The following is a 15,029-nucleotide window of genomic DNA, read 5'->3' as shown; positions in this document are numbered from 1 at the left end:
TTGTTTTAAATAAAATTTAGTAAAAAATGCTCAGTTTTTCAGTAAAAATTGTGAAAATTGAACACTTTTCAGTTGATGTAGTATGTTCAACCCGTTGATTTTAATAATCTTCTGATTTATTCAGCAAACCCTAACTAATTTTGTTTTTCCCACACATTCGCTCTTCTTCTTTTTAATGTAAAGAAATGTGTGCGTTTGCCCTGCTTTTTCAGCAAACCTTAATTACATTTTCGATAAAGAAGAAATTTTCGCTAATTTAGCAGAATCTAAACCATTTAATTCTTCTAAACTAATCCAACCTTCTTTTAAAAGTTGGGCAAAAGTAAACACCAACATAGGTTCTCTGTTATCATATTTACCATCAAGATCATAGCGCTTGGCACTCAAAAGATCATGGACTTGCCATAATTGTTGCATATCAGTCATATTATTAATCTGACTTCTGACTTGTGCCATTAAAGTTTCTGTTTCTCGCTGATAGGCTTTTTGTAAAACACTATGGCTAATTTCTATTTCAGTATGATTCCATCCTGCGGTAGTAATAGTTGTGGACATAATTTATTATTAATGGGATATATAAGAAAATTTAAAGATTTCTATATCATATCAATATCTTTTAGTAAAATGCAAAGAAAAAGTGTTAGGTTATAGGTTGTAAATTGTAAGTTAACAAAAAACAATTAATGTTAAGTAATTATTGAGTGATTTATTTAAAAAGAAAAAACCCTCTCCTGATAGAAAAGGGTTGAGAAATATTATTATTTTCCGTGAAACAGGTATCTTAAGTACAAAATAGATTGTATATTTTAAAATTAATGGAAATAACCCATAATCTTTGTTGCCTCTTGCCTTTTGCCTTTCACAAAATAAACATACAATTAATTTTGCCTATCTACTTACCTGTATTTTTGATAATGTTATTAACGGATAAGATTTAATAACTCTTTAGGAGATGCTAATAAGTCAATGGCGACGAAAAAGATTTTATTTTCAGGGTTGAGAAGGAAGCGCCAAGCAATATCCATACCAACATTACCACCAAACCAAGGAGTTTGTACTTTACCAGTCACCTTAATTTGAGTATAACCGTCATCGGCGGGTTCAAAAATACCTTGTTGGGGAATTAATTTGAGGTTTTGACATTCTTCTTTAAAGAAACGAAGGATATTCTCTTTACCAACGATGGGACGTTTGAAAGGGGGTTGTAATGCACCATCGGGAAGGAATAACTCGATAAGAGTATCGAAGTCATTAGCGTTTAAATTGTCCATGTAGTCGAGGACGGTTTTATTTGTCACACCTTGAATAGTAACTTTGGTACGTTGAGAAATTTCTTTAGGTGGTGCTACAGGCTCGGAAATGGTAGTGACTTTGCCTAATTTATTCACATCATAACCCATGTCCACCACTGCGTTACGAAGTACGGTGATTTGTTGCCCAGATTCTAATTTTTTAATGGCTTCTAAGACTGAATTGGCATTGGCTGAAAGTTGATAACCTGCGGGAATAGGCGCTACTATTCCTTCTTCCATGAATTTACCTAATTGATACCAAAAACCGAGTTTAATATTAACAGACCAAACTGCATAAGTACGACAAATGGGGGTGTCGGCACGGTTAGCTAAATCGCACATCACCTGTGACTGCTGTTGCGGTGTCATGGTTTTGATTTCGTTGAGGGTGGATTCTGCTAATACCATACTAGCGGCACCGGGGGCTGCGATCGTAATTGTTTTACCCATTTCTAAATAAGCAAACCAAATTAAGGCTAATTGATCTTCCGCACTTAATTGAGAAAATCTTGCGATAGTAGCTGGTACAACATCCGCCGCTAAGGTTTGAGGAAAAATTGTCCGCGCTGTGTCAATGGTAAAAGGCATAATTGTTACCTCGTTATTTTGTAAATTTCTGTTAACATTCTAACGTTAAATTGTAAAGAAAAGTTTAAGTTTGAGGTGTGGATTTTGCGACAACGACAAAAAGAAAAATCGTGTTAAGCTAGAATTTATCTTTATTTTAGCCCTTTTGTTATATCCAATATAAGCAATATGTATGAGTAGTTACCTTAGTCTGATGATTGCTTTACTGATTATTATTTGTTGGGGGGTAACAATTTCCTTTGGTTTAATGGGGGATTTTACTACCCTCTATTTTTTAGCAATTATTTTTTTGATATTATTACAAACTTTTTTCAATACTGGCTTATTTATCATCGCCCATGATGGTATGCACGGTATTCTTTATTCCCCTAATGGCTTTCTCAATGATTCGATCGCCCGTTTAGCATTACTATTATATGCAGGGTTATCCTATGATGTTTTGAGGGAGAAGCATTACTTACATCATCGTTTTACTGGTACAAATCTCGATCCTGACTTTCATCATCATAACTCTAATTTTTTCCTTTGGTACGGAAAATTTATGACAAAGTATGTCAGTTTTTGGCATTTGTGTTGTCTCTCTTTTTCGGTTTTAATAATTGTTTATTTTTTACAGATTTCTTGGTTAAATTTGCTCATATTTTGGGCTTTACCTTTAATATTAAGTTCGTTACAATTATTCTTTTTTGGTACTTTTTTACCCCATCGTTTTCATGGAGAAAATTATCATAGTTTAAGTTCGATCGAGAGTCTTCATTTACCGATATTATTATCTTTAATAACTTGTTATCATTTCAGTTATCATCAAGAACATCATCGCTATCCCTTCATCCCTTGGTGGCAATTACCTTTTAATTCTTCTCCTCGCAAGTGTAGTTAAAGTTAATTTGCTTTTTGCCTTTGTTTGTAGGGGTTTAACAGTGTTAACCCCTTGATTCTTGTCATCTTGTAACAAAGCCCAAATTTTAATGATAATTTGTCTTAATAAATTTGCTTCTTTCTTTAAGAACTATTATTTATAATGATGATTTAATTAAGAATGATTTTTTTTGATACTAGAAGAAAGAGACAAACTATTTTTAATAATACTTTTCAATAACGGTTTCCCTAATTTTACTGTAGCAGGAATAAATACCGTACCCATGACGATCGCCCCCAATCCCAGAAGGGCAGTTCGATCGCCCTTTTGATGATCTTCCATCATTTCCTTAAGATGTAATGTTAAAACCGACTTATCCCAATGTACTAAAGCCATAACAATACCTTTTAAATTAATAAATTTATCTTCATCAATTATTGCATAAAATTAGCAATAAAACAAGAAACTTTAACAAACTCAGCAAAAATTAATAAAAAATAGTTGCAATAACCTTGAAAAATCTTTCATCACTGCATTAGAATATAATTATTGAAAATAATTGAGAAAAATTTGCTTTAAACTGAAAAGCAAATCTCAGGAGAAAACTATGGAATGCCACAAATGCACTAACACTAGCTGTCACTCTGGTTCAGGGAATAATTGGTTGAAATCATTATTTAATAAGCCTTTCAGCCGTTCGATCGAACAAGAAGCTACCGCCGAAATCGCCTTAGTCGGGATGCCGAATGTCGGTAAAAGCGTCTTATTTCATGCCTTAACAGGAATCTATGTCACTGTTTCTAATTATCCTGGCACAACGGTAGAAATTTCTAAAGGAAAATGTCAAATCGAGGATAACAATTTTTCCGTCATTGATACCCCCGGAATGTACTCATTATTACCCATTACCGAAGAAGAAAAAGTAGCCAGAGATTTACTATTAAGAGACTCTTTATCTTTAGCAATTCATGTAGTAGAAGCAAAAAATTTAGCCCGAATGTTAACCCTAACATTTCAATTAATCGAAGCAGGTTTACCCCTTTTATTAGGAATTAATATGATTGACGAAGCTGAGAGATTAAATATCAAAATTGATCCCTTATCTTTAGAAGATAAATTAGGTATTCCTGTGATAAAAATGTCTGCCTCTACTGGTTACGGAATTGATCAATTAAAACGGAGAATTGTTAACTATGTCCACTAAAATTACCTATCCTCATATTATCGAAGATGCCTTAGAAAAAATAGAAGAATTTTTAGTTACAGAGGCAAACTTTTTTTTAGAACAAAACTCTTTAATTTCTCGACGCAGTTTAGCCTTATTAGTTATTCAAAGAGATCAAGCTATCTTATCTAATTTACAGCAATATATTCCCAGCTTATCACCCTTAGAGGCTATTATTTATGATGTGCAAATTAAACTAGGAAAATCCATTACAGAAGTTATAGCCTTTACTAGACAACAAAAAGCCTTAGAAATTGAGCAACAAGTTTTCCAAGAAAGCGGAAATTATAAAGCAGGAATAGGTGAAAAATTACATCAATTAATGATTAATCCCCTCACGGGTTTTCCTATTTTAGCTGTGATTTTATACTATGGAATTTATCAGTTTGTCGGCAACTTTGGTGCGGGTACATTAGTGGACTTAATTGAGGGTTTTTTTGAAGAAAATATTAATCCTTTTGTTAATGATATAGTTGCCTCAATATTTCCTTGGACAGTCATTCAAGATTTATTTGCTAATGACTATGGAATTATCACTTTAGGCATTCGTTATGCCACGGCAATTATTTTGCCTATTGTTGCCACTTATTTTTTAATGTTTTCTTTATTAGAAGACACGGGATATTTACCAAGATTATCCCTGATGTTAGACAGAGTTTTTAAAACCATGGGCTTATCAGGAAGGGCAGTTATTCCCATTGTTTTGGGATTAGGATGTGATACCATGGCAACGGTAGTAACTCGCACTTTAGAGACAAAAAGAGAGCGCATTATTGCTACTTTTTTACTAGCATTAGCCATTCCTTGTGCCGCACAATGGGGAGTTATTTTGGGGTTACTAGCACAAAAACCAGTAGCCTTATTTTTATGGGCGGTGGTAGTCTTAACAATTTTTCTCTTAGCGGGGTTTTTAACTTCTCGTTTATTACCGGGTAAAGTAGCTAATTTTTATATGGAAGTACCGCCATTAAGATTACCTAAAATTGAAAATATTATCACTAAAACATGGATTAGAATGAAGTGGTATTTTTGGGAAATTATCCCTTTATTTATCTACGCATCTATCTTAATTTGGCTTGGTAAATTAACAGGATTATTTGATTTAATTATTACTTGGATAAATCCGATTACTCATTTATTAGGTTTACCTCAAGAGGTTTCTCCCATCTTTTTATATGGCTTTTTCCGTCGTGATTATGGGGCAGCTGGTTTATTTGATATTCAAGAAAATGCAGGTTTAACAGGAAATCAATTAGTCATTTGTGCCATCGTTTTAACTCTCTTTTTGCCCTGTATTGCTCAATTTCAAGTGATGTTAAAAGAGAGAGGTTGGAAAACCACTTTAGTCATGGTATCTTTTATCTTTCCCTTTGCATTTTTTGTCGGTTTTTTAGTCAATCAAGGCTTAAATATTCTTAACCTTTCCATTTAGTTTGTTATTACTCTTTTAGGGGTTTTATTGCTTCTTACAGACAAGATGCCTATTTTACCCCTTCATTACCAACTTATTATTAAGTTTTGTAACAAATTAATTGTTAATTTTTTGCAGTTAGAAGGAGGTATTAAAACAACTTTGTGGAAAGTTAAAGAGTTTTTGTTAAATCGTTTTTACAGATAGTCTCATGGCAGGAGTTTCCCAAGTTAAAATTATAGAGTCGATCGAATTATTAAAAACCCTGTTAAGTGAGCAGAAAACATCGGACAATTTTCAGAAAATTCAAGTATTGTATCTTCTCAAAAGTCAACAGGTAAAAACTATCACGGAAATAGCATCAATAATCGGTAAGCATCGAGTTACGATTCAATATTGGTTAAAGTCTTATCAACAAGAGGGAATCGAAGGATTATTACAAGAGAAAAAAGGGGGAGGAAGAAAGCCTTTTATTCCCCCTCAAATTATCGATAAATTGCGAGATAAACTTGATAATAATAATGATTTTCAAAGTTATAAAGAGATTCAAATTTGGTTAAATCAAGAATTTGAATTAGGGGTTAGTTATGATGTGGTTTATTATTTAGTTAAAAGAAAACTTAAATATATTCTTACCAAATAAAATTACTATTTATTAAAAAATCTATTTATTTTAAAAATACCTATGTTAAAAAATTTAGAAATTGCTTTAAATGAAGCGATACAAGATGAGTATAAAGCCTGTGAAACCTATCAAGTGGTGATGGAAAAGTTTGGTTATGTGCGTCCTTTTAGCAATATTATTGAGTCAGAAAAAAGACATATTCAAGCCTTAATTAGATTATTTAGAAAGTATCAAATACCGATTCCTATTAATACTTGGGGTGGCAAAATTTCTGCTCCCAAATCTTTACAAGAAGCCTGTGAAGAAGGTGTCAAAGCTGAAATTGAAAATGGCGAAATGTACGATCGATTATTAAATTTAACGAGAGAATATTCTGATGTGCAAAGAGTATTTTTAAACCTACAACGGGCATCACAACAAAGTCATTTACCAGCCTTTATGAGAGGTGCTCAAAAAAATGCTCATTATTCAGAAGAAATTTCATCCAATTTTGGCAGAGGAAATCAAAGAGGTTGCCGTCATCGAAATCGAGGTAAATGTCGTCATTTTTCATAAGTAGGGTTTGCTGAAAAAGTCTTTTGATGAGGGTAGGGAAGAGCGGATTTGGGAAAAGTGAATAAGTTACAAAAATCGAGGTTTTGAGGCTTTGTATTAATAAGTTTATATCCTAAATAAAAAGTAGCCTTTATCTCGATCGAACTTTTTTTCCTTAACTATTGCTAAAAATAATCAAGTAGGTTAACCTAGTCAATAGTTTATTGCTATAGATTATTAATAAGTGATTAGTGATCTAATATAAACCTATCATTAACATTAAGGAGGAATATGGCAAAAATTGGCTTATTTTTTGGTACTCAAACGGGTAATACAGAATCGATCGCCCAAACAATTCATCAAGAATTAGGAGGGGATGCCGTAGCGGATTTAAACGATGTAGCGGATGCCCAAGTAGAAGACTTGCAAGAATACGATTACTTAATTATCGGTTGCCCAACGTGGAATATTGGCGATTTACAGAGCGATTGGGAAGGATTATACGATGATTTAGACGAAATTGACTTCTCAGGCAAGAAAATCGCCTATTTTGGGGCTGGAGATCAAGTTAGTTATGCCGATAACTTTCAGGATGCTATGGGCATTTTAGAAGAAAAAATATCCTCTTTGGGTGGTAAAACCGTTGGTTACACCAACACTGATGGTTATGATTTCAACGAATCAAAAGCAGTGCATAATGGTAAATTTGTCGGTTTAGCCATCGATGAAGATAACCAATCAGACTTAACCGAAAGTCGTATCAAATCTTGGGTTGCTCAAATTAAAAATGAATTTGGTCTCTAAAGTTAACAAAACTTTATACAAAATTATTGCAAAATAATAGCAACTAAGATAAATTATTTATAGACTTATTAAAAATAAATAGCAATAAGTCTAGTACAAGAAAACAAGATAATATGCAGACTTACGATAACACAGAAGTAAAATACGATTGGTGGGCAGGAAACGCCCGATTTGCCAACAAAAGTGGCTTATTTGTCGCCGCTCATGTTGGACAAGCCGCCCTCACAACCTTTTGGGCTGGTGGTTTCACCCTCTTTGAAATCTCTCGTTTTAACCCCTCTTTACCAATGGGTGAGCAAGGTTTAATCCTGTTACCCCATTTAGCGACATTAGGTTGGGGTGTCGGTGAAGGAGGGCAAATTGTCGATACTTATCCTTATTTTGTGGTGGGTGCGATTCATTTAATCTCCTCTGCTTTTTTAGGTGCTGGGGCGTTATATCATACCTTCAAAGCTCCTGAAGACTTGAAAGAAGCTCAAGGACAGGCTAAAATGTTCCATTTTGAATGGGATAACCCTGCTAAGTTGGGCTTAATTTTAGGGCATCACCTCCTCTTTTTGGGTATGGGTGCTTTATTATTAGTGGCTAAAGCCATGTATTGGGGCGGTTTATACGATAGCACTATTCAAGCGGTGCGTGTTGTGGAAAATCCTACTCTCGATTTTGCTACTATTTATGGCTATCAAACTCACTTTGCTAGTATCAATAGCTTAGAAGATTTGGTAGGCGGACATATTTTTGTCGGTATCATGTTGATAGCAGGGGGCATCTGGCATATTGTTGTACCTCCTTTAAAATGGGCAAGAAAGGTACTTATGTTTTCTGGAGAGGCGATTTTATCCTATTCTTTGGGGGGGATTGCTTTAGCTGGATTTGTGGCGGCTTATTTCTGTGCTGTTAATACTTTAGCCTATCCGGTGGAATTTTATGGTCCTGCTTTAGAAGTGAAATTGGGCATCACTCCTTATTTTGCAGATACCATTGATTTACCTTTAGGGCAACATACCGCCCGCGCTTGGTTGGCTAATGCTCATTTCTTCCTTGCTTTCTTCTTCTTACAAGGACATTTATGGCACGCTTTACGCGCTTTAGGGTTCGATTTTCGCCGTGTGGAGAAGGCTTTAGATTCGATCGAGGTATAGAAAGGATTAATATACTGGGAATATATTAACCCCTCTTCTCGATATTTAACTACTACACTAAGGACAAATTTGGGAATAGTCCATAGCTAATTTATTAATGATTCTCTTTCAATGATAAGAGGTAATTTCGATCGATGTCAATGGTTGAAGTTACCTCTTTTTTTCTCATCTAATATTCTAAAACATAGTTATTCATTGGAAAGAGTGAGAAATAAGGTAAAATAATTGTTGTGTAAACTTAAACAATTATAATTGACAATTTAAGTAAACAATTAGAAAATAAACGATAAAAAGTTGACATTTAGTTATTCAGTTAAAACCAAAATTTAATGAGGTAAAAACAATGAAATTAAAAGCAATTAAAGAAGGCTATAGTTTAAAAATAACAGAAAAATTAAACTTAGCAGACGGTGAAGAAATAGTTATTTCTATAAGTGATTATCAATTACAAAATTCAAAATCATCAATTACTTGGGATGACTTTCAAGAAGTAATTGGTGCTTGGACTGAGGATGAAAATATAACAGAAGTATTCAAAGAAATAGATCAACAAAGACATAAAGATTTAGGAAGGGAGGTTAATTTATAAATATACCTAATTGACACCAATATTTGTATTGCTATTATCAAAAATAATCCTATTACTATCAATCATTTCAAATAAAAATATCAAGACTCTTATTTAAGTTCTTTAATCTTAGCAGAATTATATAAAGGTGTATATTGTTCAACTAAAATTCCCTATAATCTAAATATCGTCAACCAATTTGCGAATAAACTACCAATAGTAGAATTTAACAACGAAGATGCCTTCGAGTTTGGAAAAATACAAGGAGAGTTGAGAAAAATAGGAAAACCCACTGGTGTTATGGATGCTTTATTAGGAGCAATGGCAAGAGTAAGACAAGATATTCTCGTCACCGATAATACAAAGCATTTTATTAACATTCCTAATTTACAGCTAGAAAACTGGTTAAAAGAGTGAATGTATCTAAAATATCATAATAATATTGATTATAGATTTTGTCACATTATTTAAAGTCATTTCATAAATAACTTTTCACCAGATGCAGTAACCTTGAAAATGACATCTTTAAATTTTTTCTTGCTAAAAGAATCTGTAAAGTCATTTTTTCAAATTAAGTAAAGTGACATTTTTTTAGTGCAAAAAATATTTAATAGTCTAGAAAATAAGAATTGATCTAATATAAAAATATTGCTAAAATAAAGAGAAGATAATTAAAAATTGTCATTGTTTATTTAGGAGTAATTAACCATTTAATTTACAAAATAGGGGTTTTTCATGTCCGATTCTTTTCCTTTACCAGATTTAAAAGTGGGCAGTAAAGCTATAGTAGCTAAAATTGAAACCCAAGACGAAGGAATGATTCGTCATTTGATGGCGATGGGCGTTATTCAAGGAGTAGATATTTTATTAGAAAGTCGCTTTCCTTCTTATGTTGTGCAAGTGGGCAAAAGTCGGGCGGCATTAGATAAAGAAACGGCTCAAATTATCTATGTTAGTCAACCATAAATTAAACTATTTTTTGTGATTGACTATCAATAAATATCATCTATTAACTATTAATTAATTATGGAGTAAAAGCCAATGTTAGACAAAATCAGAAATATGTATCAAGATGATCCCATTAAAACTATTGCTATCGGTGTTGGTGCTATTATTCTCGCTCCTACTATAGCATCTCTGGTCAAACCAGTGGCAAAAGCTACTATTAAAACGGGGGTAATTTTATATCAAAAAACTAAAGAAACCATCGCCGAAACTAGCGAACAAATTGGCGACTTGGTAGCAGAAGCCAAAGCCGAAGTTTTAGCAGAAGCAGAAAAAAAACAGGATACGATTACTGTTTCAAGTACTCCTTCTGATTAATATTGACTCTCCATAATTTACTAAGTTTTTTAAATATAGATTATGGTTAAATTTTTAAAATATAGCTAATGATAGGGAGAAAATAAAATCATGGATAGTGCAACTTTAAGTGCAGAAAATTTAACTAATTCAGAATCAGTAAATAAAGAGCAAATTGCTACTTTTTTGAAAGAACATGAAGAAGTTGAAATGATTATTCCTGTGATGTTTGGTTTATTCGTAACCAGTAGGTTTCAGTTGCGTGGTGCAAATGCCTTATTAGTCAATTTAGGAGTCGCAACGGTATTTCGCCAATTATTTCGAGAGTTGAAAAAAACCTCGTCTTTGGAAGCAAAACAGGAAAAATCTCAGTCATCCTCAACGGCTAAAAAAGAGGAGGAAATGTCGATCGTCCATTCCGTTAATGGTAGAGTAAGATTAAGGATTCTCCAAGTAAAAGAGGATGCTTTATTTGCGAAACGATTGGAAAGACTACTCAACAACGATGATAACGTTATCAGTGTGAGGGTTAATCAAACAACGGCTTCTGTTGTTATTAACTACGATGCGGGAAGCCTCTCGGATTTGGATTTAGGCTTTAAATTAATGAATATTATTGAGATGGCAAAGGGAGAAAATAGTTAGTAGGAGTTGTAGAAAAAAAATCTTTTGATGAAGGTAGGCTACTCCTCTTTATCCTCCCCTTGAAAGGTGAGAGGTAACAAGATAAAAGATATTTTAACAGGCGATATGTTCTTTTATTTCGGCAAGTATTTCTTTTTCTTTAGCTTGGATATGGTATAAATCCCACCGTAACTGAAGATTAAGCCAAAAGTCTGGTGACATCCCAAAAAATTTGGCTAGGCGTAAAGCTGTACTAGGCGTAATTCCTCGACGATGGTTTATTATTTCATTGACTCTTTGATAAGGCACATGAATTTTATCCGCTAATTCTTTTTGTGTTATACCCATAGGCTCTAAAAACTCTTTCAGTAGCATTTCTCCGGGATGGGTTGGTTGTCTATGAGTGGGAATGTTAATCATGTTGATTCTAAGCTAGTTTGATTATGAGTTTATCTCGCAAAGACGCAAAGGAGTTAATCACATATTATCGGTGTTGTCTAAGCAAGAGAAAGAAGTATTTAATTAATTGTTAATGATAATCAATTATTTCTACTTCCCAAATATGATTATTTTGCCAAATAAAACAGATGCGGTATTGTTGATTAATTCTAATACTATATTGTCCATTTCGATCGCCTTTTAATGATTCTAGTTGATTACCCAGAGGTATTTTTAATTCATTTAAAGAAATAATAGAGTCTAATTGTTCTAATTTTCTTCTTGCTATTTGCCAAAGATTTTGAGGACAAATTTTTCGGGCTAATTTACTATTTTTCCCATTAAAAATATCTTCTGTTGCAAGATTTTTAAAAGATTTAATCATAATAACATATTATCACGGTTTCCATGCTATTAACTGACTATACAACCCTTAATTCGATTTCCCTTCAAGACGCTGAATATTCTCTTCTTCATGCTGTTAAGGGAAGAATCCGCCTTCGCACTCCCCTTTTAACAAAGGCTTTACAAGATGATTGGGAAAAACGTTTAGGAGTGATGGAGAGAGTTAAGAGTTATCGTTTTAATGTGTCTGCGTCTTGTATCGTTATTCATTATCGAGAAGAAATATCTCTTGATTTGTTTTTAAATGATCTCTTTTTAGGGTATAATCTGGATCACAATGGGATAATTTTGTCAAAATTTGAAACTTCCCTTGTTAATCCTAGCAAAAATAATGATATTGATGAGTATAACAGTAATGATAATAGCCCAAGTAAGGAAGACGATCGAGCCTCTTGGTCAAGTTTAACTTTACCTTTAATCTCCACAGGTTTAGCTATAGTTGCCAATGGTTTTCCCTCCAGTTTAATCACTTTTTTAGCTAGAAGTGCCTTAATTACGGCTAGTTTGCCCGTTACTACTAGGGCAATGGAAAGCATCTTTGTCCATCGTAAACTCAATATTGACTGTCTTGATTTAATGGCGTTGGTGTTGAGTGGTTTACAGGGCAAGTTATTAACTCCCTCCCTTGTGATTACCCTTCATGAGTTAGGGGATTTGATTAGAGAATATACCGCTCGATCGACGGAACAAAAAACCGCTAATCTATTGGATACCATCGGGCGTTTTGCATGGGTAGAAAGGGAAGGGGAAGTTATACAGATTAAAAGTGATGAGGTAATAACAGGGGAAACCGTCATCGTCTATCCGGGGGAACGCATCCCCGTTGATGGTATAGTAACATCTGGAGAGGCTACCGTTGACCAACAACAACTCACAGGGGAATCCATGCCCATTGTTGCCCAAATCGGTACTTATGTCTATGCCTCTACTTTACTTCGATCGGGTAAAATAAAGATACAATCAGAAAGGATAGGCACTCAAACAAGGGCGGCGGCTAGTATTGAGTTATTAGAAAAAGCACCTGTCCATGATACCAGAATGGCGAACTATGCGGCACAACTTGCTGATAAGTTAATTATCCCCTCCATGATTTTAGCAGGTATTGTTTTCGCTACCACCAAAGACCCGACTCGTACAGCCTCCATTTTAACCCTTGATTTCGTTACTGGTATCCGTGTTTCTATGCCAACGGCTTTTTTAGGTGCGTTAAATCACACTACCCGTCACGGTATTTTAGTCAGAAGTGGGCGCACGATGGAATTATTAGGAGAAATTGATACTATCGTTTTCGATAAAACTGGCACTCTTACAGAAGGAAATATCAAAGTGGTAGGAGTTACCACCGTCAATGAAAATATTACCCCTGATAGATTATTACAGTTAGCGGTGTCAGCCGAACAACGAATAACCCACCCCGTAGCGGAAGCTATCGTTAATTATGGTAAACAAGAGAAAATTGACATTTTACCCCGTAATAGTTGGGATTATAGCGTAGGTTCGGGCATGACGGCAGAAATTGACGGTTTAATGGTAACTGTGGGGAGTGAAAAGTTTTTACGCTCTCAGGGAGTAAATTTTGCTAATATTCCTGAAAATGAAGCTAAATCAGACGTTATTGAGGGTTTATCTTTTGTTTATGTTGCCTGTGATTGTGAATTAATGGGTTATCTCGAATATACCGATCCTTTACGCCCTGAAAGTGCTAGTTTGTTGTATGAGTTGCAAAATCTTTACGGTTTAGAAGTACACTTACTCACGGGAGATAATCAAACAAGAGCGCATCAGGTGGCAAAAACCCTCAATATACCCACAAATCAAGTTCATGCTGACGCTTTTCCAGAAGATAAGGCGAAAATTATCAGAAACTTGAGTAGAGGCGGTAAAACGGTGGCTTTTGTGGGGGATGGTTTAAATGATTCTGTTGCCTTAGCCTACGCTGATGTTTCTATTTCTTTCGCTGATGGTTCAGATATAGCACGGGAAACGGCGGATGTCGTCTTAATGAATAATGATCTTAGTAGTATTTTAGAAGCAATTTCGATCGCTAAACAAACTCAAAATCTCATTGAACAGAATACCATGTTAGTTGTCGCCCCTAATCTCATCGGCTTAGGTTTTGCTTCTACCATCGGTTTAAACCCCTTACTGGCTACTATAATTCATAATGGCACTGCCATCGTCGCTGGTTTAAATAGTTTACGCCCCTTGGTACAACATCAACTGGAAACACAAAATTAACAATTAACAATTACTAAGCAAAGAAAATTTAATGTCTCAAAATTAGGTAGTAATAAAATCTTTAAATGCCCTCATTGTAGCCATAAAGTGTTACGAGATTGGAATGGGGCGATTAACATTGCCTTTAAAACCCTTTCCCCATGGAAAGGTCGGCTAGATAGTGCCGAAGCACACGATATTTGTTAGATTTTTATATAAATTTCTAATAAATATTGGGTTTAAACCTATCTGAAATAGTACCATATTTAGTACTTACTTTGACACAAACTAAGATCATGCTTTTTTTGGTTCATAAATTGTTACTTAAATACTTTACAATCTAAATTAGATTATTTACTTTCTAATATATTCAAGCTATGATTACAACAGTTTTAGCCATTAAAGTATTGACTCGTATTGCAGAAGATCCCCAATGTATTGGTAGATTAGTTGAGCAAATTGGAGCAATGCCCAATATTCCTACTGCAACAATGGGGGGAACTGTTTTTTGGAGAAATATAGCTAATGTTAAGGGATGGCGTTTACAACAAAATATTATATTTGGTAATTGTCGAATTCTTGATCCCAATAATGTAAGAAGGGCGTGGGGAGGAGAAACAGCAATGAAAAAGGCTTTTCAATCTTTAGAATAATTAGTAAAGTAAAATCTTTAAATATTTGTAAAAAAAACAATATATGAACAATCAATATTATTTTCTATATTTTATTCTTGTAATAATTGAATTTTTATAGATATTCAACCATTATATTTTAACAGAATCTAAATGTTGAGCAATCCAGACTTTAATTAAAGATTGAGACTCAATACCTAATCTTTTTGCTTCTTTATCTAAGGCAATAATCATCCATTGGGGTAAATCTAAGTCAATTTTTGTCTTTTCTAAAGCAGGACGTTTTGCTGTTGATAAATCGAAATATTCTAAAATATCTTCCTTTCCTTCATCAAATAATAAATCTAATTCTTCAGCTTTCAT

The 15,029-nt window shown here is 33.9% G+C and carries 20 protein-coding genes and 1 pseudogene; 15 read left to right on the top strand and 6 right to left on the bottom strand.

From position 1 onward, the window contains the following. Positions 1 to 222: 222 nt before the first annotated feature. Positions 223 to 555 carry a hypothetical protein gene (locus ACN4EE_RS06365; protein WP_431705569.1) on the bottom strand — a complete coding sequence of 111 codons (333 nt, stop codon included), beginning with the start codon at positions 553 to 555 and terminating at the stop codon, positions 223 to 225. Between the two features lie 365 nt (positions 556 to 920). Then, positions 921 to 1,880: an orange carotenoid-binding protein gene (locus ACN4EE_RS06360; protein WP_431705568.1), complete on the bottom strand. Its 960-nt coding sequence runs from the start codon at positions 1,878 to 1,880 to the stop codon at positions 921 to 923. Positions 1,881 to 2,052: 172 nt separating this feature from the next. On the opposite strand from ACN4EE_RS06360, the gene ACN4EE_RS06355 reads away from it, so the two are divergent. Beyond that, positions 2,053 to 2,760 carry a fatty acid desaturase gene (locus ACN4EE_RS06355; RefSeq protein ID WP_431705567.1) on the top strand — a complete coding sequence of 236 codons (708 nt, stop codon included), beginning with the start codon at positions 2,053 to 2,055 and terminating at the stop codon, positions 2,758 to 2,760. 153 nt (positions 2,761 to 2,913) lie between these two features. Here ACN4EE_RS06355 and ACN4EE_RS06350 read toward each other — a convergent pair whose 3' ends face one another. After that, a complete protein-coding gene (locus tag ACN4EE_RS06350) occupies positions 2,914 to 3,135 on the bottom strand; it encodes a hypothetical protein (RefSeq protein ID WP_431705566.1) in 222 nt (73 codons plus the stop codon). A 211-nt stretch (positions 3,136 to 3,346) separates the two neighbouring features. Between ACN4EE_RS06350 and ACN4EE_RS06345 the strand changes: the two genes are divergently transcribed. The 11 genes and pseudogenes from ACN4EE_RS06345 to ACN4EE_RS06295 all read left to right on the top strand — a co-directional run bounded on the left by ACN4EE_RS06345 (position 3,347) and on the right by ACN4EE_RS06295 (position 10,995). Next, positions 3,347 to 3,943 carry a FeoB small GTPase domain-containing protein gene (locus ACN4EE_RS06345; protein WP_431705565.1) on the top strand — a complete coding sequence of 199 codons (597 nt, stop codon included), beginning with the start codon at positions 3,347 to 3,349 and terminating at the stop codon, positions 3,941 to 3,943. Then, positions 3,933 to 5,396: a nucleoside recognition domain-containing protein gene (locus ACN4EE_RS06340; protein ID WP_431705564.1), complete on the top strand. Its 1,464-nt coding sequence runs from the start codon at positions 3,933 to 3,935 to the stop codon at positions 5,394 to 5,396. The genes ACN4EE_RS06345 and ACN4EE_RS06340 overlap by 11 nt, the downstream gene beginning before the upstream one ends. Before the next feature lie 190 nt (positions 5,397 to 5,586). Further along, complete coding sequence (locus ACN4EE_RS06335; protein ID WP_431705563.1) at positions 5,587 to 6,018, top strand: helix-turn-helix domain-containing protein; 432 nt, start codon at positions 5,587 to 5,589, stop codon at positions 6,016 to 6,018. Positions 6,019 to 6,060: 42 nt separating this feature from the next. Beyond that, a complete protein-coding gene (locus ACN4EE_RS06330) occupies positions 6,061 to 6,555 on the top strand; it encodes a ferritin-like domain-containing protein (protein WP_431705562.1) in 495 nt (164 codons plus the stop codon). Positions 6,556 to 6,825: 270 nt separating this feature from the next. Next, entirely contained in the window at positions 6,826 to 7,338 is a 513-nt protein-coding gene (fldA, locus tag ACN4EE_RS06325; protein ID WP_431705561.1) for a flavodoxin FldA, read from the top strand. 113 nt (positions 7,339 to 7,451) lie between these two features. Then, the gene (locus tag ACN4EE_RS06320; RefSeq protein WP_431705560.1) at positions 7,452 to 8,480 is read left to right on the top strand and encodes a chlorophyll a/b binding light-harvesting protein; all 1,029 of its coding nucleotides are present in this window, start codon (positions 7,452 to 7,454) and stop codon (positions 8,478 to 8,480) included. A 343-nt stretch (positions 8,481 to 8,823) separates the two neighbouring features. Next, entirely contained in the window at positions 8,824 to 9,069 is a 246-nt protein-coding gene (locus ACN4EE_RS06315) for a hypothetical protein (RefSeq protein ID WP_431705559.1), read from the top strand. A gap of 102 nt (positions 9,070 to 9,171) precedes the next feature. Further along, positions 9,172 to 9,465 (top strand): annotated as a pseudogene (locus ACN4EE_RS06310) (type II toxin-antitoxin system VapC family toxin); the annotation flags it as partial. Positions 9,466 to 9,783: 318 nt separating this feature from the next. Next, positions 9,784 to 10,014 (top strand): FeoA family protein, encoded by a 231-nt coding sequence (locus ACN4EE_RS06305; RefSeq protein ID WP_431705558.1) that lies wholly within the window; start codon positions 9,784 to 9,786, stop codon positions 10,012 to 10,014. Between the two features lie 75 nt (positions 10,015 to 10,089). Beyond that, a complete protein-coding gene (locus tag ACN4EE_RS06300; RefSeq protein ID WP_431705557.1) occupies positions 10,090 to 10,371 on the top strand; it encodes a DUF5132 domain-containing protein in 282 nt (93 codons plus the stop codon). Between the two features lie 90 nt (positions 10,372 to 10,461). Continuing rightward, positions 10,462 to 10,995, top strand: a complete 534-nt coding sequence (locus ACN4EE_RS06295) for an HMA2 domain-containing protein (protein ID WP_431705556.1) — start codon at positions 10,462 to 10,464, stop codon at positions 10,993 to 10,995. Positions 10,996 to 11,088: 93 nt separating this feature from the next. On the opposite strand, the gene ACN4EE_RS06290 is transcribed toward ACN4EE_RS06295, so the two are convergent. Next, positions 11,089 to 11,394 (bottom strand): HigA family addiction module antitoxin, encoded by a 306-nt coding sequence (locus ACN4EE_RS06290; protein ID WP_431705555.1) that lies wholly within the window; start codon positions 11,392 to 11,394, stop codon positions 11,089 to 11,091. A 109-nt stretch (positions 11,395 to 11,503) separates the two neighbouring features. Continuing rightward, positions 11,504 to 11,797, bottom strand: a complete 294-nt coding sequence (locus tag ACN4EE_RS06285; RefSeq protein WP_431705554.1) for a type II toxin-antitoxin system RelE/ParE family toxin — start codon at positions 11,795 to 11,797, stop codon at positions 11,504 to 11,506. A gap of 23 nt (positions 11,798 to 11,820) precedes the next feature. Between ACN4EE_RS06285 and ACN4EE_RS06280 the strand changes: the two genes are divergently transcribed. The 3 genes from ACN4EE_RS06280 (at position 11,821) to ACN4EE_RS06270 (ending at position 14,687) form a co-directional block, all read left to right on the top strand. After that, positions 11,821 to 14,055, top strand: a complete 2,235-nt coding sequence (locus tag ACN4EE_RS06280; protein WP_431705553.1) for a heavy metal translocating P-type ATPase — start codon at positions 11,821 to 11,823, stop codon at positions 14,053 to 14,055. A 9-nt stretch (positions 14,056 to 14,064) separates the two neighbouring features. Beyond that, entirely contained in the window at positions 14,065 to 14,241 is a 177-nt protein-coding gene (locus ACN4EE_RS06275; RefSeq protein WP_431705574.1) for a zinc ribbon domain-containing protein, read from the top strand. Between the two features lie 170 nt (positions 14,242 to 14,411). Then, complete coding sequence (locus tag ACN4EE_RS06270; RefSeq protein WP_431705551.1) at positions 14,412 to 14,687, top strand: hypothetical protein; 276 nt, start codon at positions 14,412 to 14,414, stop codon at positions 14,685 to 14,687. Positions 14,688 to 14,798: 111 nt separating this feature from the next. Here the strand turns inward: ACN4EE_RS06270 and brnA are convergent, their stop codons facing one another. Continuing rightward, entirely contained in the window at positions 14,799 to 15,029 is a 231-nt protein-coding gene (gene brnA, locus ACN4EE_RS06265; protein ID WP_017294716.1) for a type II toxin-antitoxin system BrnA family antitoxin, read from the bottom strand.

It is taken from the genome of Geminocystis sp. CENA526 (genome assembly GCF_050753365.1).
Taxonomy (GTDB): Bacteria; Cyanobacteriota; Cyanobacteriia; order Cyanobacteriales; family Cyanobacteriaceae; genus Geminocystis.
This window is presented reverse-complemented; position numbering and strand designations above follow the sequence as displayed.